This is a genomic window from Streptomyces sp. NPDC048671 (genome assembly GCF_055587045.1).
Genome location: NZ_JBVJHB010000002.1, coordinates 469,875 through 489,852, shown reverse-complemented (window position 1 = coordinate 489,852; position 19,978 = coordinate 469,875). Strand labels below are relative to the sequence as shown.

The window sequence follows — 19,978 nt, the reverse complement described above, 5'->3', positions numbered from 1 at the left end:
CAAGGAGGTGGTCCCGGAAATGGCGAGCATCAAGGATGTCGCGGCCCAGGCAGGAGTCTCTGTCGCCACGGTCTCCCGCGTCCTCAACAGCCATCCCTCCGTCAGCCCGGACGCGCGCAGACGCGTCCTAGCCGCCGTCGAAGCCCTCGGCTACCGGCCCAACACCCTCGCCCGCTCGCTGCGCACCGATCAGACCCGCACGCTCGGTCTGGTCATCAGCGACGTGCTCAACCCGTACTTCACCGCCCTGGCCCGCTCCGTCGAGGAGGAGGCCCGTGCCCTCGGTTACAGCGTGATCATCGGCAACGCCGACGAGCAGCCCGAACAGCAGGACCACCACGTCCGTACGCTCCTGGACCGCAGGATCGACGGGCTCCTCGTCTCGCCGGCCGACGGCGACTCCCCGCTGCTCCACGACGTCGCACGCGCCGGCACCCCGATGGTCTTCGTGGACCGCTGGATGCCGGGAGTGGACGTCCCCGTCGTACGCGCCGACGGGCACCGGGCCATCCAGGACCTGGTCGCCCACCTGCACGCCCTCGGTCACCGCAGGCTCGCCATCATTGCCGGGCCCGCGGCCACCACCACCGGCAACGAGCGCGTCGAGGCCTTCCGGGCCGCGATGAGCGCGCACGGGCTCGCGCTGCCGGACGCCTACATCGGCCAGGGCGACTTCCAGGCGGCCAGCGGCAGACGCGTCACCGAGGAGTTCCTCGCCCTGCCGCGACCGCCCGAGGTCGTGTTCGCGGCCGACAACCTCATGGCCCTCGGCGCCCTGGACGCCATCCGCGCCCACGGCCTGCGGGTTCCCGAGGACATCGGGCTCGCGGCCTTCGACGACATCCCCTGGTTCGTCCACACCGGACCGCCGATCACCGCGATCGCCCAGCCCACCGGCGAACTCGGCCGCGCGGCCGTACGCGCGCTGGTCGACATCGTCGAGGGCAGGCCCCCGGAGTCCGTCACCCTGCCCGCCCGTCTCGTCGTACGCGGCTCCTGCGGCGAGCGCACCGCCGGGCGCACCGCCGGGCCCGCCGGTGAACCGCCCCTGCCCGCATCCGAACCGAGGAGCAACGCGTGAGCGAGCCAGTCGAGTTGCTGCGCATCGAAGGCGTGCGCAAGACCTTCCCCGGCGTGGTCGCCCTCGACAGCGTCGACTTCGATCTGCGCAGCGGTGAGGTCCACGTCCTGCTCGGCGAGAACGGCGCGGGCAAGAGCACCCTCATCAAGATGCTCTCCGGCGCCTACCGCCCCGACAGCGGCCGGATCTTCGCCGGCGGACAGGAAGTCCGCATCCACGGCGCGCAGGACGCCGAGAAGCTCGGGATCGCCACGATCTACCAGGAGTTCAACCTGGTCCCCGATCTCACGGTCGCCGAGAACATCTTCCTCGGCCGCCAGCCGCGCCGCTACGGACTGATCGACCGGCGCCGCATGGAGGCCGACGCCGAGGTGCTGCTGCACCGCGTCGGCCTGCACGTCTCACCCCGGACGAAGATCCGCGAACTGGGCATCGCCCGGCTGCAGATGGTCGAGATCGCCAAGGCCCTCAGCCTGGAGGCACGCGTCCTGATCATGGACGAGCCGACCGCGGTCCTCACCTCGGAGGAGGTCGACAGACTCTTCCGCATCGTGCGCCGGCTGCGCGAGGACGGCGTCGGGATCGTCTTCATCACCCACCACCTGGACGAGATCGCCGCCCTCGGCGACCGCGTCACCGTCCTGCGCGACGGCCGCAGCGTCGACCAGGTGCCCGCCTCGACCCCGGAGGCGGAACTCGTCCAGCTGATGGTCGGACGCAGCATCGACCAGCAGTACCCCCGTGAACGCGCCGATGCCGGGGAGGCGTTGCTGTCCGTGCGCGGGCTCACCCGCGACGGCGTGTTCCACGACATCAGCTTCGAGGTGCGCGCCGGTGAGGTCGTCGGCCTCGCCGGGCTCGTCGGCGCCGGCCGCACCGAGGTCGCCCGTGCCGTCTTCGGCGCAGACCCCTACGACGCGGGCACCGTCGACGTACGCGGCGAGCGGCTCGGCAAGCACGACGTCACGGCCGCCATGAGCGCCGGGATCGGCCTCGTCCCCGAGGACCGAAAGGGACAGGGCCTGGTGCTCGACGCCTCCGTGCAGGAGAACCTCGGCCTGGTCACACTGCGGTCGGCGAGCCGCTCCGGACTCGTGGACCTCAAGGGCCAGCGCACGGCCGCCGCCCGGATCGCCGAACAGCTCGGCGTACGGATGGCGGGCCTCGGCCAGCACGTCCGCACCCTCTCCGGCGGCAACCAGCAGAAGGTCGTCATCGGCAAGTGGCTGCTCGCGGACACCCGGGTGCTGATCCTCGACGAGCCGACCCGTGGCATCGACGTCGGCGCCAAGGTCGAGATCTACCAGCTCATCAACGAGCTGACCGCCTCCGGCCACGCCGTACTCATGATCTCCAGCGATCTGCCCGAGGTCCTCGGCATGAGCGACCGGGTGCTGGTCATGGCCCAGGGCCGGATCGCCGGTGAACTCCCCGCCGAGCGGGCCACCCAGGACGCCGTGATGGCCCTCGCCGTCAGCTCCGCCGCCGCAGCCGAACCCACCGAGAACGACGAGGAGAGCCCCCGTGGCCACTGACACCCATCCGAGCAAGACGCGCGCGGGAGCCGCCGGACCGGGCCTGCGCCGCCTGCTGCTCGACAACGGAGCCCTCACCGCACTGGTCGTCCTGCTGGTGGCGATGTCACTGCTCTCGGGCGACTTCCTCACCACCCAGAACCTGCTGAACGTCGGTGTACAGGCCGCCGTCACCGCGATCCTCGCGTTCGGCGTCACCTTCGTCATCGTCTCCGCCGGCATCGACCTCTCCGTCGGCTCGGTCGCCGCGCTCTCCGCGACGGTCCTCGCCTGGTCGGCGACATCGGCGGGCATCCCCGTCGTCCTCGCGGTCCTCCTCGCCGTCGCGACCGGCATCGCCTGCGGCTTCGTCAACGGCGCCCTCGTCGCGTACGGGAAGCTGCCGTCGTTCATCGCGACGCTGGCCATGCTGTCGATCGCACGCGGTCTGTCCCTGGTGATCTCCCAGGGCAGCCCGATCGCGTTCCCCGACTCTGTCTCCGTACTCGGCGACACGCTCGGCGGCTGGCTGCCCGTACCGGTCCTCGTCATGATCGCCATGGGGCTGATCACGGCCCTCGTCCTCGCCCGTACCTACCTCGGCCGCTCCATGTACGCGATCGGCGGCAACGAGGAAGCCGCCCGGCTCTCCGGACTGCGCGTCAAGAAGCAGAAGCTGGCCATCTACGCCCTGTCCGGTCTCTTCGCCGCCGTCGCGGGCATCGTCCTCGCCTCCCGTCTGACCTCCGCCCAGCCGCAGGCCGCACAGGGGTACGAACTCGACGCGATCGCCGCGGTGGTCATCGGCGGCGCCAGCCTCGCGGGCGGCGTGGGCAAGGCCTCCGGCACCCTGATCGGCGCGCTGATCCTCGCCGTCCTGCGCAACGGCCTGAACCTCATGTCCGTTTCCGCCTTCTGGCAGCAGGTCGTCATCGGCGTCGTCATCGCCCTCGCGGTGCTGCTCGACACGCTGCGCCGCAGGGCCGGTTCGGGGGCGGCGGCCGGCGCCGGCTCCTCCTCCGGGCCCGGATCACCGGGAGGGGGCCGCAGGGGAGCGATGAAGGCCGGCCTCGCACTGGTCTGCGTGGCGGCTGTCATAGCCGCCGTGACGTTCTTCAACTCCGGTTCCTCCGGCGGCAACACCAGGATCGGCATGTCCCTCTCCACGCTCAACAACCCCTTCTTCGTCCAGATGAAGGCGGGCGCGCAGGCGGAGGCCAGGGCCGCCGGGATCGACCTCACCGTCACCGACGCCCAGAACGACGCCTCGCAACAGGCCAACCAGCTCCAGAACTTCACCAGTTCCGGAGTGGACTCGATCATCGTCAACCCGGTGGACTCCGACGCGGTCGGACCGGGCGTACGCAGCGCCAACGAGGCCGGCATCCCCGTGATCGCCGCCGACCGGGGCGTCAACAAGGCGGACACGGCGACGCTCGTCGCCTCCGACAACGTGGCCGGCGGCAAGCTCGCCGCCAAGGCCCTCGCCGACAAGCTCGGCGGCAAGGGCAGCATCGTCGTCCTCCAGGGAACCGCGGGCACCTCCGCCAGCCGCGAGCGCGGAGCGGGCTTCGCCGCAGGCATCAAGGCGTACCCGGGCGTCAAGGTCGTGGCCACCCAGCCGGCCGACTTCGACCGCACCAAGGGCCTGGACGTCATGACCAACCTCCTCCAGGGCCACCCCGGCATCACCGGCGTCTTCGCCGAGAACGACGAGATGGCGCTCGGCGCGGTCAAGGCGCTCGGCAGCAAGGCCGGCAAGTCGGTCTCCGTGGTCGGCTTCGACGGCACACCGGACGGCCTGAAGGCGGTCGGCGCGGGCACGCTGTACGCGTCCGTCGCCCAGCAGCCGAAGGAGCTCGGCAAGATCGCCGTGCAGAACGCGGTCCGGGCGGCCGAGGACAAGAAGGTCGCCGGCACGGTGAAGGTGCCCGTCAAGGTCGTCACCCGGCAGAACGTCGCCGACTTCTCCTGACCGCGGCACGGGCCCTGATCACGCAGTCCAAGGAAGGCGGTAGCAACAGATGTACGAGAACGAGGACTCCGGTCCCGCCCGGTACGACCTCCTGGTCGTCGGCTCGGCCAACGCCGACCTGGTCGTCGGCGTCGACCGGCGCCCGGCACCGGGGGAGACGGTGCTCGGCTCCGACCTGGCCGTCCACCCGGGCGGCAAGGGCGCCAACCAGGCGGTGGCCGCCGCCCGCCTCGGAGCCAGCACGGCGCTGCTGGCCCGCGTCGGGGACGACGCCCACGGCCGGCTGCTGCTGGAATCGCAGCGGTCGGCGGGCGTCGACACCACCGGAGTCCTCGTCGGCGGAGCGCCCACGGGCGTCGCCCTGATCACGGTCGACCCGTCGGGCGACAACAGCATCGTCGTCTCGCCGGGCGCCAACGCCCGGCTCACCCCCGAGGACATCCGGGCGGCGGCCCCACTGCTCCGCGCCGCCCGGGTCGTCTCCGTCCAACTGGAGATCCCCCTGGACACGGTCGCCGAGACGGCCCGCGTCCTTCCCTCCGGAACCCGCCTCGTCCTCAACCCGTCCCCGCCCGCCCCGCTTCCCGCCGAAGTGCTGGCGGCCTGCGACCCCTTGGTGGTCAACGAGCACGAGGCCCGCTTCATCCTGGGCCCGGAAGCGGGCACCACCCCCGAGTCCTGGGCACGGGCACTGACCGCGCTCGGCCCCCGCTCGGTGGTGATCACCCTGGGCGCCGGGGGAGCGCTGACCGCCGACACCCGTACCGGCGACCGCGTACGGGTACCGAGCCCCGCGGTCGACGCGGTGGACACGACGGGCGCGGGCGACGCGTTCACGGCGGCCCTGGCCTGGCGGCTCGGCCTGGGCGAGGAGCTCCCCGAGGCGGCGGCCTTCGCCGTCAGGGTCGGCGCGGCCGCCGTCACCAAGGAGGGCGCGCAGGCGTCGTTCCCCACCGCGGAAGAGGTCTCCGCACTGTGAAGAGGTCAGGCATCCTCAACCGCCACCTCGCCGGGGCCCTGGCCGAACTGGGCCACGGCGACGGCGTCCTGATCTGCGACGTCGGCATGCCCATCCCCCCGGGTCCCCGCCTCGTCGACCTGGCCTTCCGGGCGGGCGTCCCGTCGTTCGCGCAGGTGCTGGACGGCCTGCTGGACGAACTGGTGGTGGAGGGCGCGACGGCGGCCGAGGAGATCCGGGAGGCCAACCCGGAGACGGCCCGCCTCCTGACCGGACGCCTTCCGCGACTCAGCCACGTCCCCCACGACGCGCTCAAGGCGCTCACGGCGGACGCGCGCCTGGTGGTCCGCACGGGCGAGGCACGGCCGTACGCGAATGTGCTGCTGAGGTGCGGGGTGTTCTTCTGAGACCGTCGGCGCGCGGGTCGCACCGGCCCGTGGACACGACCTAACGGTCAGCGCGCCGGCACGACGCCGTGGCCCGTGACATCCACGAGTACCCGGCAGTACTCCGCGGAGCGGGCATCGAAGTCCACCCGTGCGGCCAGCCCGGCCGCATCGCTGTTCTGACCGCGCAGCAGATCCACCGACGCCTGCGCGAACCGGTCCGCGAGGCCGGACCGTGCGGCCAGGTCCAACTCCTGACGCAGCCGCGTCACGGACGTGCGGGCCTGCCCGCGCCGGCCGGGTCCGGCACGCAGCATCGCCTGGTAGGTGCCGCACGGCTCGGCGTCGGCCAGCAGCGGCTCCAGCCGCTCGGCCAGGGCCCTTCCCTCCTCCGCCGCACTCCGGGCCGCCGCCCCGCCTTCGACCAGCACCTGTAGGGCGACCAGCAGGGCCGTGGTTCCGGGCTCGGGCCGGCCGGTGTCGATCCGTACGGCGGCGGTGGCGTCGGCCCGGTCGGACATCCGCTGCGCGGCGGCAATCGCGCGCTCGGCCGCGCGGGGACCGACTCCGGGCAGCCGGCCCAACTCCCAGACTCCGGCGTCGAGTACGTCCCGCACACTCCGGATGCCGCTCTTCTCCCACTCGCCGGCCCCCGGCCGCCCTCTGACCGCCCAGCGCAGCCGCGCCACCGGAAGCCTGCCCAGCCGCTCGTCCACCAGCTCCCTGTGCAACGGCGCCCAGGCCGCCCGTACGGCTTCCACGGCCCGCTCGTGGTCGTCAGCCACCGCCACCGCGGCGTCGCTGAGCCGTTGCGCCCGCCGGACCAGGCGCGGGCTCACCCCGCTCAACCGTGCCGCGCCGCGGATGTTGCCGCCGACGAGACCGACGATCGTCAGGAGGAGCCCGGCCACCACCAGCGCGTCGGACGTCCGCATCTGCGCGTTCCTCGGCCCGTAGTCCTGATCCAGCGCGTACAGATCACCTCGGTCCGCGCCTTCGGCCACCACGAATCCGCTGTCCCAGCCGAGTCCGGAGCCCGCGTCGAAGGCCGGGGCCTTCAGGATTGGGTCGCGGCCGGCCTCGCACCGGTACGGCCCTTCGCGTTCGCGCTGGTCGAAAGGGTCGGTCCAGCGCACCGTGCACGCCCCGTCCGCCGCCTCGTCGAGGACGGTGAGGTCGACCTGCCGGAGCTCGGGGAAGCCCGGCGCGGCGAGGTACACGCCCAGCGAACACCCGATCAGCACCAGGCCGAGTGCCAGCACCCACCGGAACACAGGCATGTGCCTCATCCGGGCCCCCTCGCATCGCGACAGCCGTACTCCTGCGCGGCCAGCTTGCGCCGCGGTGCGGTCCGTCATCAAGAAGCGGGACCGGCAGCCCCAGGGCCCCTTGGCTGCCTGATCCCGGCAAGCCGGGCGGCCCCGGGACGGCCGGGGCCGCGCGCCGGCTACCGCCCCGACGCCACCAGCGGGTAGTGATCGGAGAGGTTCGTGTACGTGTAGTCGGTCCCCCAGCTCGACACCGTCCACGGCGCGCTATCCTCCTTCACCACCTCGTTCGTCCACCCCGCCGGCCTCGCGTGCCCCGTGCGGTGCAGGACGTGGTCGAGATTTTCGCGGGGGTCGTCGGGGTAGCGCTCGGCGGCGATCGAGTTGTCCCGTGTGTCGAACGAGTAGGGGTGCCCGGTGCGGGAGTCCGCCCCGGTCAGCCCGGCGTTCGCGAGCATGGAGGCGTACTCGGGGGAGTGGGAGTCCACGTTGAGGTCGCCTGCCACGATGACCTGTTCCGATGCGGGGATGTTCTTCGCGTCGAGGAACGCGTCGATCTGGCGGAACTGCAGAGCCCGGTCCCCGGCCGCCTCGCCCGACGCACAGCCCGGGTCGGTCGACTGGGTGTGGGTGCCCACCACGTGCACCTTCGCCCCATTGACGTCCAACTCGGCATAGGCGAAGCCCTTGTTGGACCACCAGTCGCTGCCGCAGGCGTCCTTGTAGATGTGCTGCTCCTGACGGAGGACCGGCCACTTGCTCAGGATCGTGACGCCGCCGTCCTCCGGTGTGGCGGACGAGTAGGCCCCGCTGGTGGCGTCCCAGCCGCTCTTGCTCCGGCCCACCACCGGTGTGTGGTACGGGTATTGGGCGGAGGCGTTGCGTGTCAGGGCGTCCGACGCGGAGTTGTCGAACGCCTCCTCCAGTACGACGACGTCATTGCCCCGGAAGAAGTCGGCCTTCGGTATCTCGGCCGCCCGGTGCGCCTGCCCCCAGTTCGGGTAGAGGTTCGTGCTCATCAAGAACGTGTTGTACGTGAGTACCCGCAGCGGCGGGGCGTCGGCGGCCGACGCCTGTGGTGCGGCGGCCACCAGCGCGGCGGCGGTGAGCGTGGCGGACAGGGTCGCGCCGGAGATACGGCGGAGCGCGGAGTGCGGCACGGGGTGCTCCTGATTCTGCTGCTGCATGGGGGGCGGGAGAATGCTGGAACCCATGAAACCAGGGGGAGTTACCCGTGGGTAGACGGCAGGTGCCGGGAGCACTGCCCGCGACCGTCCATCAGGTGCCCGTCACTTCGGGAGGCCCGTCACCGGTTGACCGCCACCTCCGGACGCCTGTCACCGGTCGTTCTTCACTCCCTCTCGGCGTACACGATGAGGTTGTCCACGGGGTGCCCCGCGGCGTCGAACGAACCGTCGCAGGTGATCAGCCGCAGCGCACGGGCCTCGGTGTGTCCGTAGACCCGTGCGGTCGGGAACGCCTTCTTGCTCGCCGTCTCCCGGCCGGTGACCTTGAAGTGGATCTCGGTGCCCCGGTCGTCGCGGACGGCGATGTCCGCGCCCTTGGCGATCTTCTTGAGGTCGTGGAACACGGCCCGGCCGTAGCGGGTGTCGTTGTGGCCGATCAGTACGGCGGGGCCCGGCTGGCCGGGTACGGAGCCGCCGGTGTACCAGCCGACCGTCATGCCCTTGTCGGCGGGCGGCACCTCGACCGAGCGGTCCGGGTTGAGCCCGAGGCGCATGACCGCGCTGTTGATCCCGAGGGAGGGGACGGAGACATGGACGGGCGGCGAGGCGGACTTCGCGGATGTGGATGACGACGAGGACCCGGACGCGGATTCGGAGGCGGTTCCCGGGCCGGGGGCGGGAGTTCCGGCCGTGGCGGCCGACTCCGTGCTCCCGGCCGCGGCCGAGGGCTTCGACGGGGAGGCGTCGGAACAGCCGGTCAGCGCGATCAGCGCGGTCAGCGCGAGGCAGGCGTGCACCGGCAGCGCGGTGCGCCGGAGGAACTGGGGCGTGCGGGGCATGAAAAGAGACTCCAGAAGAGATCGGCCGACGGCAGTGGCGCCGCCCTGATGCAGGACGGCGCCACTGCCGGCTTGTCGGCTGAGGGGTGGTCAGCCGTTGCGGCGGCCGGTGGAGCGGCGGCGCAGGACGACCGTTCCGGCACCCGCGACCAGGAGGGCCGCCACGGCGGAACCCGTCACCGCGGCGGTGTTGTCACCGGACGTGCCGGCCGGGCGCTCGCCCGCGGCGACTCCGCCGCGCGGCACGGTCGTCGGCCGGACAGCGGGTGTGGGGCTGTCGCCCGCGGCCACGCCGCCACGCGGCGCCTCGGACGGTACGACGGAGGGGGCCTCGGAGGGGGCGGAGCGCATGGGGCTCTGTGACGGCGTGGCCGCGGGCGCGGGGGTGGGGGAGGAGTCGGCGAAGGCCGAGGTGGCGGGTACACATACCGCGCCGGCCGCGACAGCGGCGAGGACGGCGGTACGCAAGGACGAGCGCAGGGACATGAATATGGCTCCGTTCCAGGTCGGCCCCGACGGCGCCGCGATGCGGAATCGCACCGCGGTGCGAGGCGTGCCGACAGGCTGTCCCGAAGTTATGAAGAAACTGTCAGAACGCTGTGGTCATCGCATCAGGGCTGTTCGGAGCCGCGCCCGCCGCCATCCCGGTCGTCGGTCGAGAGGTCGTCGGTCGAGAGGCCGTCGGCTGAGAGACCGTCGGCTGAGAGGCCGTCGGTCGAGCCGGCCTCCGTCGAACCGTTCCCGGACGAGCCACCGCGGTCGGCCGGGAGGCGGAGTGTGAACACCGACCCCTGTCCCGGCACGCTCACCGCCGTGACCGTACCGCCGTGCGCCTCCGTGAGCTTCCGTACGATCGCCAGGCCCAGCCCGCTGCCTCCCGTACGGCGGCTGCGGGACTTCTCGCCGCGCCAGAAACGGTCGAAGACATGGCCGAGGTCCTCGGGCGGAATGCCGCTGCCCGTGTCGGTGACGTCCACCAGCACCGCTTCCCCGGACTCGGAGCCGTACGGACGCAGGGTGACCTTCCCGCCGGACGGGGTGTGGCGGACGGCGTTCGAGACCAGATTGCCGATGGCCTGACGCAGCCGGACCGGATCGGCCGTCAGCCTCGGGACCGGGCGGCCCGGTGGCGCGGGGAGCACCGTCAGGGCGACCCCGGCCGTCTCAGCGCGGGCCTGGTGCGCGGCGGCGACCTGGTTCAGCAGGTCCTCGATCCGTACCGGTTCGGGGTGCAGACGCAGCGCGCCCGCGTCGGCCTGGGCCAGGTCCTGGAGGTCGTCGATGATGTGCTGCAACTGCACCGCCTCCTCGTGCAGCGAGGCGATGAACGCCGGGTCCGGGTCGGCCACGCCGTCCTGTGCCGCCTCCAGCCAGCCGCGGATGTTACTGAGCGGGGTGCGCAGTTCATGGGCGACATCGCTGACCATGGCCTTGCGCTGGGCCTCCAGCCGGGCGCGGTGGGCGGACATGTCGTTGAAGGTGGCGGCGAGCCGCCCGATCTCGTTGTCCGCGGCGACCAGCACGGGCACGCTGTCCTCGCCGTCCCGCATCCGCTGGGCGGCGCCCGTCAGCGCGCGCAGCGGGCGTACGAGCCGTGCGCCCACGAGTACCGAGGCGCCGACGGTGAGAGCGAGGACGAGAGCCGCGGTGCCCGCGATCCTGGCGGTGTTGGCCGGTGAGAGATCGAAACCGGGCACCGTGGTGCCGCCGGTGTCGCTGATGAACAGCAGGGCGGGCGAGGCGACGTACGAACCGAGCTGTTCACGACGGGCCGTGCCGACGCAGGAGGCGATGGCCCGGCCGTCCTCGCCGTTGCCTACGGCAGAGGAGGGGCGGGACTCCGGAGAGACGCTGGGCGTGGCCGTGGGCGGGGAGGTCGGCATGGGACTGGGCGCCACGCTCGGCGCCATACTGGCGCGCGCTTCCGCGGGCCGGGGCTCCGGCGCCTGCCCCCAGGACAGATCGAGCTTCAGCTGCACGCCGGCGCGGCCCTGGCGCTTCAGACAGGCGTCGGCCAGTTGGTTGAGGGACTTCAGCGCCTTCTTCTCGGTCGCCGTCGGACTGTCCAGGGCATCGGTCATGCAGCGAGCGCCCTGGAGGCGGTCGGGGTCGTTGCCCACAACCTGGATGCGAGGGCGACCGCTCGCGCTGCGGACCACGTCCGAGGCGATCCCGGACTCGCTGAGGCAGGCCACGTTCCGGTCGGCGATCTGTTGCAGCGCCGTACGTTCCGATGCGGGCAGCCGGAACGGCCCGACCGCTCGCGGATCGACCCGGTCGGCCGGAGCGCCGGAGGCGCCCGCGGTCTCGGCCGCCAGCGCGGTGTCCACCGACAGCGGGTCGACGATCGCCGAGGCCTGCGCCGGCAGCGCGGCCGACGACTCCGGGTCGGCCGAGTCGGCGAGCGGATCGCGCCGCTCCGTCGTCAGCGCGATCCGCCGGCCGGACTTCTTGGCCAGCTCACGCACCGTGCCCCCGACGCCCTCCCAGGTGGGATGAGCCGCCGCGTAACCGAGCAGGCTCTGGTAGATCCGGGCATCGGCCGTGAGGTTCTGCCCCTGTTCCTGCCTGATCGCGCCGGACGTCGTCTGTACGGCGAGCCAGGCGGTGGCAGCCACCGAACACGCCGCCACGAGTGCCGACACGGCCAGCAGCCGGGCGAAGAGGCTCTTGCGCAACGGCAGCCGCGCCCGCCGCTCGGAGCCGGGGGAGGCGCTGTGCGCCCCGTCGTGGTGGCGCCCTCCGCTACGACGACGCACGTGCCGCAGCCTTCGCCGGGTCCGTCAGCTTGTATCCGACACCGAAGACGGTGAGCAGCCGGGCCGGCCGGCGCGGGGCGGGTTCTATCTTCTTGCGCAGGTTCATGATGTGCACATCGACCGTCCGATCGCTGATGTACCGGTCGAAGCCGTGGAGTTCCGCGAGCAGTTGCTGCCGGGAGAACACCCGGTCGGGCTCGGCCGCGAGCGCGGCGAGGATCCTGAACTCACCGGGGGTGCATTCCACGGCCGCGCCGCCGACCGACACCAGGTGCCGGGTCGGATCGACGACGAGCGCTCCGACCGTCAGCAGTGCGGCATCGGCCGGTTCGGCGCCCGTGGCGCGTCTGCTGCGGCGCAGCAGCGTACGGACCCGGGCCATCAGCTCACGCGGGCTGTACGGCTTGGTCACGTAGTCGTCCGCGCCCAGATCGAGTCCGAGCAGCAGATCGTCCTCGGTCGTGCGGGCCGTCAGCATGAGTACGGGCAACTCCCGGCACTCGGCGCGCAGGACACGCACCACATCCAGACCGTCGGCACGAGGCATCATCACATCGAGGACCAGCAGGTCCGGCTCCCGGTGTCTGACCAGGTCGAGGGCCGCGAGGCCGTCGCCGACGAGGGTGACGGAGTGACCTTCCCGTTCGAGGTATCGGCGGAGGAGTTCGGCCTGCTTCTCGTCGTCTTCAGCGACGATCACGTTTGCGCACACGCCGTCGATCGTAGAGGGGTTCGAACTGCGGCCGCCGACCTCTTGCCCGCGGGGACCGTGACCTGTTCTTGTGTACCCGCAGGTAACAGGTGTGCGGGGCAGGCCCGTGCACGTGGGCACGGAGCAGGATCCGTACGCACGGGGCACGGCGTTCACGAGGGCGGTAGCAGGGTGGAGCCGGTGGCGGGGCACGACATACGGGGCAGGCTGCCCGAGGGGCTGGCCGACGCGATACGCGCGACGGCCACGGAGATCGCGGCGCTGCTGCGCGACGCCCCCGACACCGGGCTGCCGGTCCCCAGGTCGGAGTGGACCGTGGGGGAGGCGGCGGCGCATCTCGCACAGGCCAACCAGCTGATGGCAGACGTGGCCGCCGGACGTCCGCGCGACTACGGGGACGGCACCCCGCAGGGCCTGGCCGCGGCCAACGAGCGGGCCCTCGCGGCGTTCGGCGAGCGCGAGGGCGAGCCGCTGGCCGCGATGATCGTGGCGCAGAGCGCCGCGTTCCTCGACGCGGTGGCCGAACACCCCGCGGACGAGGAGCTGATGACGCCGATGGGTCCGATGAACCGCGCGGTCCTCGGCTCTTACCTCCTGACGCACATGCTGGGCCACGGCTACGACCTGGCGAGGGCACTGAGGCGCCCGCACATGGTCGACCGGCCCAGGGCCCGGCTGACCCTGCCCTTCCTCGTCCGGGCCATGCCGCGGGTGACCGACGCCGGGGCCACGGCGCGTCTCACCGCCCGTTACACGGTCCGGCTGTGGGGCGGCGACCGCTTCGGGGTGACCTTCACCGACGGCGCGGTGACGGCGGGCCACCGGCCGCCGGACCGCCCGGACTGCACGATCTCCATCGAGCCCGTCACGTTCCTGCTGATGGCGCTCGGCCGTATCGCCCCGGTGGGCGCCATGGCCAGGGGACGGGTCCTCGCCTGGGGACGCAAGCCGTGGCTCGGGCCGCGCTTCCCGGAGTACTTCACGGCGCCGTGACGAGGTGGGCGCACGGCTTTGCGACGAGGCGGGCGCACGGCGCCGTGAGAAGTGGGCGGTGGGCGGTGGCAGGCCTGCACCGGCTATACGCCGCTACCACCCGCTCCCTCCTCGGTCTCACCCGCTGGACCGTGTGACTCCATGAGCTCATCGTGTGCGGCGACCACGTCCCAGGCGAGTACGGTGACCATCTCCTCCCTGGTCGGGGTGGTGTCGGCGTGCGCGGCGTACAGCCGCAGGTCTCGTTGCGCGGAGGCCTTCTGGCAGAGCTCGCGTGCGAACCGGGCGTTGCCCACGGTGTCGGCCATCCCGCCGTCCACGATCGCCGCGCACAGCGAACCGAGGACATCGACGGCCCCGGCATCGGGCTCGTCGCCCTGGGAGGCCAGCACGGACCGGGCGATGAGGACGAGTTCCTCCGCGGAGTACGAGGGGAAGTCGACACGCGTATTGAAGCGGGAGACCAGACCGGGGTTGCTCGCGAGCAGCCCGGCCATCTCGGCGCGGTACCCGGCGAGTACGACGACGAGCCGGTCCCGGTCGTCCTCGGCCCGCTTCAGGAGCACCTGCATCGCCTCGTCCCCGAACGCGTCGCCGCCGCTGTATCCGCTGTTCGACAGGGCGTACGCCTCGTCGATGAACAGCACCCCGTCCAGCGCGGAGTCGATGACCTGGGTGGTCTTGATGGCCGTGGACCCGAGGTGCTGCCCCACCAGATCGACGCGCTGGGCCTCGATCACATGACCGGACCTCAACAGGCCGAGCCCGGCGAAGACCTTGCCGATGATGCGGGCCACCGTCGTCTTGCCCGTACCCGGCGGCCCCGCGAAGACGAAGTGCCGGGGCTTGGCACCCCCGGGAAGACCCTGCTCCTCCCGCAGCGCGGCCATGCGCAACTGGGCGATGAGGGTGAGCACTTGGCGCTTCACGGGTTCGAGGCCGATCATGCCGTCAAGGGACTCTCTGGCCTCGGCCAGCAGGGCGGCCCGCTCCTCTTCCGACGGCCCCTCCACGCTGCCGCTCTCCGCACCGCCACCGACCCCGGTCTGCGGTGAGGGAGAGCCGGCCGAGGCCGGAACGGACGGCGCCGGCTCACCGGAGCGCCGCGCGGGAGCGACGTCCGGAGCGTCCTCGGGGGCGAGCGGGGCGGCCGGGGGCGGCACCGGGCGGGCCTGGGCGCGGACATCCACGTCGAAGAGGTCCGGCGAACACCGGAAGGCGTACTGGTACCGCTTCAGGGCATCCTCCTTCCGCCCCAGCTCCTCCAGCGACCGCCCCATGAAGTACTTGGTCTCGGCATCGAACCTGCTCCCCTTCTCCAGCTTCCCGGGGAGCGGAGCGAGCACATTCAGCGCCTCGTGGTGGACGCCCTGGGCGAAGAGCGACGCACCGACGTACAACTGCGACTCGTCGCGCAGGAACGCGTCACCGATTCCGGTGGCGAACCTCAGTACCAGGGCCCAGTCCTCCTTGAGGAACGCGTACCGCGCGTAGACGAACCGCGTCTCGTCACAGTCCAGTTGTGCGGTGGACAGCCCGGCCCAGGCCTCGTCGAGCCGGCCGTTGTCCAGCAGCGAGGACATCGCGGCCAGCCACAGATCGCGTGCGTTCTCCAGGCGGAAGGTGACGTAATGGCCGATCTGGAACGTGGACCGGAGGGGCATCCCGGACTTCGTGCGCAGCGCGCCGAAGGCCCCGGAGGTCCGCAGCATGGCGTCCAGCGCCCGCTGCTGATCCTGCCCGGTCGCATGGAGGCCGAGCCACGCGTCGGCGGCGGCCGGATCGTGGGACGTGGCCAGTGCGAACTGCGCGGACGCCCCCGCGGTGTTCCCCTGCCGCATCAGCAGCATCGCCTGATTCCACGCCTGCTCGGCCTTCCTGACCGAGCCCCGGCTCGCCGCTGCACCCCGCACGTGTCTCTCCCCCTCCGGCGAGTGCGCGGCCCGTGCCGCGGGCCGCACGGCCACCGTGATCACTTGGAACGGTCGTCAGGATAGCCAACCCGGCTGTGTCGCGCGGTGCCGCACGGGGCGCCGCCCGACTCGGTAGATTGCATCTGCACGGTGGCAGCGGCGGTGCCGGGGAGGGCGCATCGCGCGGAACACCGGGAACGGGGAGTGCGCGACATGCTGGATCCCATTTCGCTGACGGCCGTCACGGCGGTGCTCGGTGCGGTCGGTTCGGGAATGGCCAACGAGGCCGGAAGATGGGCGTGGGAGTCGACGGGCGGATTCGTCCGCCGCATCGCCGGCCGGGAGATCCCGGCGCCCACCGCACCGGACGAACTGGACGCGGTGGCCCGCATGGTGTCCGACCGGCTCCGTGAGGACCCCCGACTCGCCGCCTCGTGGAGGGCGTTCGCGAGCCGGGTGAGCGGTGGCGGCCGAGGTCCGGGAGCGGACTTCGCACCCGGCACCGGGCAGCCGGGCCTCCCCGCCTCGATAAGGTTCTTCACCGACCGCAAGGAGGCGTTGAAGAGCCTCGACCGCGAGGCGTCGCGCCGTGCGGACGGAACGCCGAGACTGGCCCTGGTGCACGGCGCCGAGGGCATGGGCACCAGCACGCTGGCGGTGCACTGGGGAGTACGCCAGGCGGCCATGTTCCCGGACGGGCAGCTCTACGCGGATCTGGCCGGCGGCACCGCCGCCGCACGCGACGCGGGGACCGTACTGCGCAGCCTGCTGCGCCAACTCGGTGTCCGGGACGAGGAGATGCCGACCTCGGCCGGAGAGCTGAGCGAGTTCTTCCGCCGTTGCGTGGCGGACCGGAAGCTGCTGATCGTCCTGGACCATGTGCACTCGGCCGCCCAGATCCGGCCGCTCCTCACCTCAGCGCCCGCTGTGTTCATGATCGTGGTGGCCCGTCGTCCGTTCCCCGGCCTCGACGCGGTACGCGTTCCCGTCGGCCCGCTGACGGACAAGGACGCGGTACGGCTGCTGACCCAGCTCCTGGACAAGCCGGCGATCGCCGCGGCCCGCGCCACCCTGCCCTCCGTCCTCGCCCGGTGCGGCGGATCGCCGTACGCCCTGCGCGCGGCGGCACCCCGCCTCACCGAACCCGCGTCCGGCCCGGCTGTCGGCGCCGACCCCGTACGGGCGGCGGCGCAGGACACCTACCGCTTGCTGGAACCGGGGACGGCGAAGGTGTACCGCCTGATGGCGGTACGCGACTGGCCCGCCCTCGACGCCGTGGTGGCCGCGCATGCGACCGGAACGACGCCCGAGGACGCAGCGCGACGACTGGACGAACTGGCGGAAGGCCTCCTGCTGGAGCGCAACACCACCGCTGACGGCCAGGCCCGCTACCACTACCGCCCCGCGGTCCGCGGACACGCCGAGGCCGTCGCCGTCCAGGAGGACGGCATCGCCGCGTGCTCGGCCGCGATGGCCCGAGCCCTGTGCTGGTATGTCGATCTGTCGACGTCCGTGGCCCACCAGGCGCTGCCGGAGAGCTGGCGGGTCCCCGCACCCTCGGCAAACCGCCGCGGCCTGACTCCCGGAACCCTGACTCCCGGAACCCCGGCGTTCGAAACCCCGGTGTTCGAAACCCCGGCCTTCGAAAGCCGGGGCGAGGCGCTCGACGCCCTGATCGCCGAGTGCGGCAACCTGGTCCAGGCCGTCCACTGCGCCGAGGAATCGGGCGACCCGGCCTCGGCCGTACGGCTGAGCCGCTCCCTGTGGCCGCTGCAACTCAAGGCCGGCCGCCACGAGATGCTGCTGCCCGCACTGCGCATCGGAGCACGGCTCGCCGACACCCACCTGCCGGGAACGGCGGACGCGGGAGCACTGCACGCCCAACTCGCGCACACGCTGACCGAACTGCGCCAATGGGACGAGGCGGAGACGGAGGCACTCGCGGCAGCGCGGGCCGAGGAGGCGGCGGGCCACAAGCTGGGCCACGCGTCGGCAACGGAGTTCCTCGGACTGCTGCGGCTGCGTCAGTGGCGGTTCCAGGAGGCCTACGAGTGCTTCGAGGCGGCGGACGCCGTCCTGATCACGATGGGAGCCCAGGACGAAGGGACCGCCGACGTCCCCCGCGCACGTGCCCTGCTGGAACGCCACCGGGGCCGGGCCCTGCGCGGCCTCGGGAGGTTCGAGGAGTCCCGGGACCGGCTGGGGACGGCGCTGAGCCGCTTCCGGGAGCAGAGGGATACGTACAACACGGCCCGGACCCTGACCGACCTGGCCGAGACCTGGCTGGACGAGTCGGACACCGCGGCCGCACGCCCGCTGATCGAGGCGGCGTTCACGACGCTGAGCGGCCAGAGCGCCGAGTACCACGTGGCCCATCTGCGGTCCATGCGCGAGCGCTGCCAGGCCGAGGAGCGCGGCACCGGCTGAACCGCGTCACCCGGGGTGGAGGCCGGCGACCCGCACCCTAACCCGCCGGGTCCCGACGCGGACCGCGAACCCGCCGTCAGCCAACAGGTTCGCGAGCCGCGTCGCCGTGACGTCGCCGCCGGCTTCCCCGGCCCCCAGCAGCGCATGGAGAGCCGAGGCGCCGGCAGCGGGGTCCACCGCGTCCTCCGGCGAGGACAGCAGACGCAGCGGCTCCCCGCCCCGCAGCCGGACGACACACTCGGCAGGGCCGACCGTGAAGGCGGCCAGCGCACAGCCGGGATGGCGCCGCAACACCTCCTCCGTCCAGACAGCCGGAGACCCGAAGCGGGGATCGTCGGGCAGACCGTCCCGGAAGATGACGTCGGCGAGCTCCAACTGGTCCACGTCACGGGTGTCCTCGTGCACGGCGATGTGAACCTCCCCGCCGCCGCACTCGGCGGTCGGCGGGGAACCCGCCCAACGGGTCACGACGACCTCGCCCGGACGCGGCATCCGGGTCAGTACATGAAGGGGAGCCGTGACGGACAGGGGCTCGTGGCCCGGCAGCGGCAACGGGTCCAGCGAGGCGGGCCACTCCGGCTCCGCCGCACCCAACATCGAGTAGAACAGGGTCCGCAGCCGGACCGCGGCCTCACCAGGCACAGAGGTCGTGTACTCGGCGGGCCCCGGCAGCGGCCGATGGTGCTCGATGAGCCGGTCGATCTGCTCGCGCAGCGGCGCACCGGGATCGAGCCGGGGCGCCTCCCGCATGAAGTCGGAGACCGGTGCCCCGGGATCGAGTTCGTGCAGCGGAGCCGCCGCAAGCAGCACCGGAGTGCCGAGTGCCGCCGCGTAGAAGGTGACGGACCCGTGGTCCCCGACCACCGCGTCGGCCGCCACCAGGGCCTGCCGCCACCCCTCCAGCGGATCGATCAGCACCAGCCCGCAGCGCCGCGCCCGGTCGAGCCAGGCCCGTACCTGGCCAGGCCCGTGGCCGTGCCAGATGTTGGGGTGCAGGACGGCGGCGAACCGGTACTCGTCCACGGGGAACTCGCGTGCGAGCCGAGGCAGCAGTGCGGGCAGCAAGTCGTCGCCGCCCGCGCCGCCGTCCCCGAAGAAGGACTCCGGATTCCACGTGGAGTTGAGGACGATCAGCCGCTGTCCCGCCCGTATCCCGAGCGCCCGGCGGAACCGCTCGCGGTAGGGGCGGGCGGCGAGCACACGGTCGAAGCAGGGATCACCGGCGAGCACGGCGGTCGGCGCGGCCTCGGGGCACGCGGCGCGCAGCCGGTCGCACTGCTCGGGATGAGAGAGAACGAGGGCGTCCGCGATGGGCACGCCGTTGGCCAGCACCCACTGCGGAGCCTGACCGAACACGGGTGCGACATCGCCCCCCGACCCCGACCTGGTGTCCGGTGTAGCCAGCCTCTTAGTATATCCGACACCATGCGAAAGGATGGTCAACTTCCCACGCAAAAGCTCCAGTTGGCCGCCGAAGCTGGCGGAGACGGCCAGGTCCACCGGCGTTTCGACGGCCTGTTCCCACGGCAGCACCGGCACTCCGGTCCCGGCAAGGAGATCGGCCGTGCCGGCCGAGAACGCGGAGGACTCCGGGCAGGTGGCGAGGAGCTGAATCCGCAGATCGCCGTCGAAGAGCGGCAGCACGTCGAGGAGCCGCGTGGCGGAGGTCACGTTGTGCACGACGACCAGCACCCGCAGACACTTCCCACGTGTGGCCCACCGCACGGCACCGTCCCCGACCGGCACCCGCACCCATCCGGCCCGCTCCTGTGCCACCTGCGCCCCGCCCACTCGACTCACGGGCCGCGTGACTGCCCGGCCGACCATCCACGATATCCAATCGATGCCGACGGCAGGCGCGAGCCAGGAGGACGGTCCGCCCTTCCGTGTCAGCGGCCACGGCCACGGAAGTCCTGCCGAGTGCCCCTGCACGGGTCCGGCCGGCCTTTCGCTCCCCGAAGACCAC

15 protein-coding genes are annotated in these 19,978 nt (G+C 72.3%); 7 read left to right on the top strand and 8 right to left on the bottom strand.

What is annotated here, in order from left to right; genetic code table 11:
- Positions 1–19 precede the first annotated feature (19 nt).
- From ACZ6S6_RS06565 to rbsD, 5 genes are read left to right on the top strand one after another with little or no spacing between them, the layout of a single operon-like run.
- Positions 20–1,081 (top strand): LacI family DNA-binding transcriptional regulator, encoded by a 1,062-nt coding sequence (locus ACZ6S6_RS06565; protein WP_469704194.1) that lies wholly within the window; start codon positions 20–22, stop codon positions 1,079–1,081.
- On the top strand, positions 1,078–2,616 hold the full coding sequence (locus ACZ6S6_RS06560; protein WP_362954296.1) for a sugar ABC transporter ATP-binding protein: 1,539 nt from the start codon (positions 1,078–1,080) through the stop codon (positions 2,614–2,616). Before ACZ6S6_RS06565 ends, ACZ6S6_RS06560 begins: the two co-directional genes overlap by 4 nt.
- Positions 2,606–4,570, top strand: a complete 1,965-nt coding sequence (locus ACZ6S6_RS06555; protein WP_469704193.1) for an ABC transporter permease/substrate-binding protein — start codon at positions 2,606–2,608, stop codon at positions 4,568–4,570. The genes ACZ6S6_RS06560 and ACZ6S6_RS06555 overlap by 11 nt, the downstream gene beginning before the upstream one ends.
- 49 nt (positions 4,571–4,619) lie before the next feature.
- Positions 4,620–5,549 carry a ribokinase gene (locus ACZ6S6_RS06550; protein WP_469704192.1) on the top strand — a complete coding sequence of 310 codons (930 nt, stop codon included), beginning with the start codon at positions 4,620–4,622 and terminating at the stop codon, positions 5,547–5,549.
- A complete protein-coding gene (gene rbsD, locus ACZ6S6_RS06545; RefSeq protein WP_362954292.1) occupies positions 5,546–5,935 on the top strand; it encodes a D-ribose pyranase in 390 nt (129 codons plus the stop codon). Before ACZ6S6_RS06550 ends, rbsD begins: the two co-directional genes overlap by 4 nt.
- A gap of 47 nt (positions 5,936–5,982) precedes the next feature.
- On the opposite strand, the gene ACZ6S6_RS06540 is transcribed toward rbsD, so the two are convergent.
- The 6 genes from ACZ6S6_RS06540 to ACZ6S6_RS06515 all read right to left on the bottom strand — a co-directional run bounded on the left by ACZ6S6_RS06540 (position 5,983) and on the right by ACZ6S6_RS06515 (position 12,679).
- Positions 5,983–7,194: a hypothetical protein gene (locus ACZ6S6_RS06540; protein ID WP_469704191.1), complete on the bottom strand. Its 1,212-nt coding sequence runs from the start codon at positions 7,192–7,194 to the stop codon at positions 5,983–5,985.
- A gap of 167 nt (positions 7,195–7,361) precedes the next feature.
- Positions 7,362–8,342, bottom strand: a complete 981-nt coding sequence (sph, locus tag ACZ6S6_RS06535) for a sphingomyelin phosphodiesterase (RefSeq protein WP_469704252.1) — start codon at positions 8,340–8,342, stop codon at positions 7,362–7,364.
- A 191-nt stretch (positions 8,343–8,533) separates the two neighbouring features.
- Positions 8,534–9,208, bottom strand: a complete 675-nt coding sequence (locus tag ACZ6S6_RS06530; protein WP_469704190.1) for a class F sortase — start codon at positions 9,206–9,208, stop codon at positions 8,534–8,536.
- A 90-nt stretch (positions 9,209–9,298) separates the two neighbouring features.
- Positions 9,299–9,694, bottom strand: a complete 396-nt coding sequence (locus ACZ6S6_RS06525) for an RAD23 family protein (RefSeq protein ID WP_362954286.1) — start codon at positions 9,692–9,694, stop codon at positions 9,299–9,301.
- Positions 9,695–9,819: 125 nt separating this feature from the next.
- Positions 9,820–11,967 carry a sensor histidine kinase gene (locus ACZ6S6_RS06520; protein WP_469704189.1) on the bottom strand — a complete coding sequence of 716 codons (2,148 nt, stop codon included), beginning with the start codon at positions 11,965–11,967 and terminating at the stop codon, positions 9,820–9,822.
- Entirely contained in the window at positions 11,954–12,679 is a 726-nt protein-coding gene (locus ACZ6S6_RS06515) for a response regulator transcription factor (RefSeq protein ID WP_362954284.1), read from the bottom strand. Before ACZ6S6_RS06515 ends, ACZ6S6_RS06520 begins: the two co-directional genes overlap by 14 nt.
- Positions 12,680–12,859: 180 nt before the next feature.
- On the opposite strand from ACZ6S6_RS06515, the gene ACZ6S6_RS06510 reads away from it, so the two are divergent.
- Positions 12,860–13,672 (top strand): maleylpyruvate isomerase family mycothiol-dependent enzyme, encoded by an 813-nt coding sequence (locus tag ACZ6S6_RS06510; protein WP_469704188.1) that lies wholly within the window; start codon positions 12,860–12,862, stop codon positions 13,670–13,672.
- An 83-nt stretch (positions 13,673–13,755) separates the two neighbouring features.
- Here ACZ6S6_RS06510 and ACZ6S6_RS06505 read toward each other — a convergent pair whose 3' ends face one another.
- Positions 13,756–15,585, bottom strand: coding sequence for an AAA family ATPase (locus ACZ6S6_RS06505; protein ID WP_469704187.1), 1,830 nt, complete (start codon positions 15,583–15,585; stop codon positions 13,756–13,758).
- 213 nt (positions 15,586–15,798) lie between these two features.
- Here ACZ6S6_RS06505 and ACZ6S6_RS06500 point away from each other — a divergent pair, with 213 nt between their 5' ends.
- Positions 15,799–18,012 carry a tetratricopeptide repeat protein gene (locus tag ACZ6S6_RS06500; RefSeq protein WP_469704186.1) on the top strand — a complete coding sequence of 738 codons (2,214 nt, stop codon included), beginning with the start codon at positions 15,799–15,801 and terminating at the stop codon, positions 18,010–18,012.
- A 6-nt stretch (positions 18,013–18,018) separates the two neighbouring features.
- On the opposite strand, the gene ACZ6S6_RS06495 is transcribed toward ACZ6S6_RS06500, so the two are convergent.
- The gene (locus ACZ6S6_RS06495) at positions 18,019–19,812 is read right to left on the bottom strand and encodes a hypothetical protein (protein WP_469704185.1); all 1,794 of its coding nucleotides are present in this window, start codon (positions 19,810–19,812) and stop codon (positions 18,019–18,021) included.
- Between the last annotated feature and the right edge of the window lie 166 nt (positions 19,813–19,978).

What these genes read in the sequence shown, in the direction of transcription:
- ACZ6S6_RS06500 (WP_469704186.1), top strand. Translation starts at nt 15,799, where the DNA reads ATGCTGGATCCCATTTCGCTGACGGCCGTCACGGCGGTGCTCGGTGCG.
- ACZ6S6_RS06550 (WP_469704192.1), top strand. Translation starts at nt 4,620, where the DNA reads ATGTACGAGAACGAGGACTCCGGTCCCGCCCGGTACGACCTCCTGGTC.
- ACZ6S6_RS06525 (WP_362954286.1), bottom strand. Translation starts at nt 9,694, where the DNA reads ATGTCCCTGCGCTCGTCCTTGCGTACCGCCGTCCTCGCCGCTGTCGCG.
- ACZ6S6_RS06530 (WP_469704190.1), bottom strand. Translation starts at nt 9,208, where the DNA reads ATGCCCCGCACGCCCCAGTTCCTCCGGCGCACCGCGCTGCCGGTGCAC.
- ACZ6S6_RS06540 (WP_469704191.1), bottom strand. Translation starts at nt 7,194, where the DNA reads ATGCCTGTGTTCCGGTGGGTGCTGGCACTCGGCCTGGTGCTGATCGGG.
- ACZ6S6_RS06565 (WP_469704194.1), top strand. Translation starts at nt 20, where the DNA reads ATGGCGAGCATCAAGGATGTCGCGGCCCAGGCAGGAGTCTCTGTCGCC.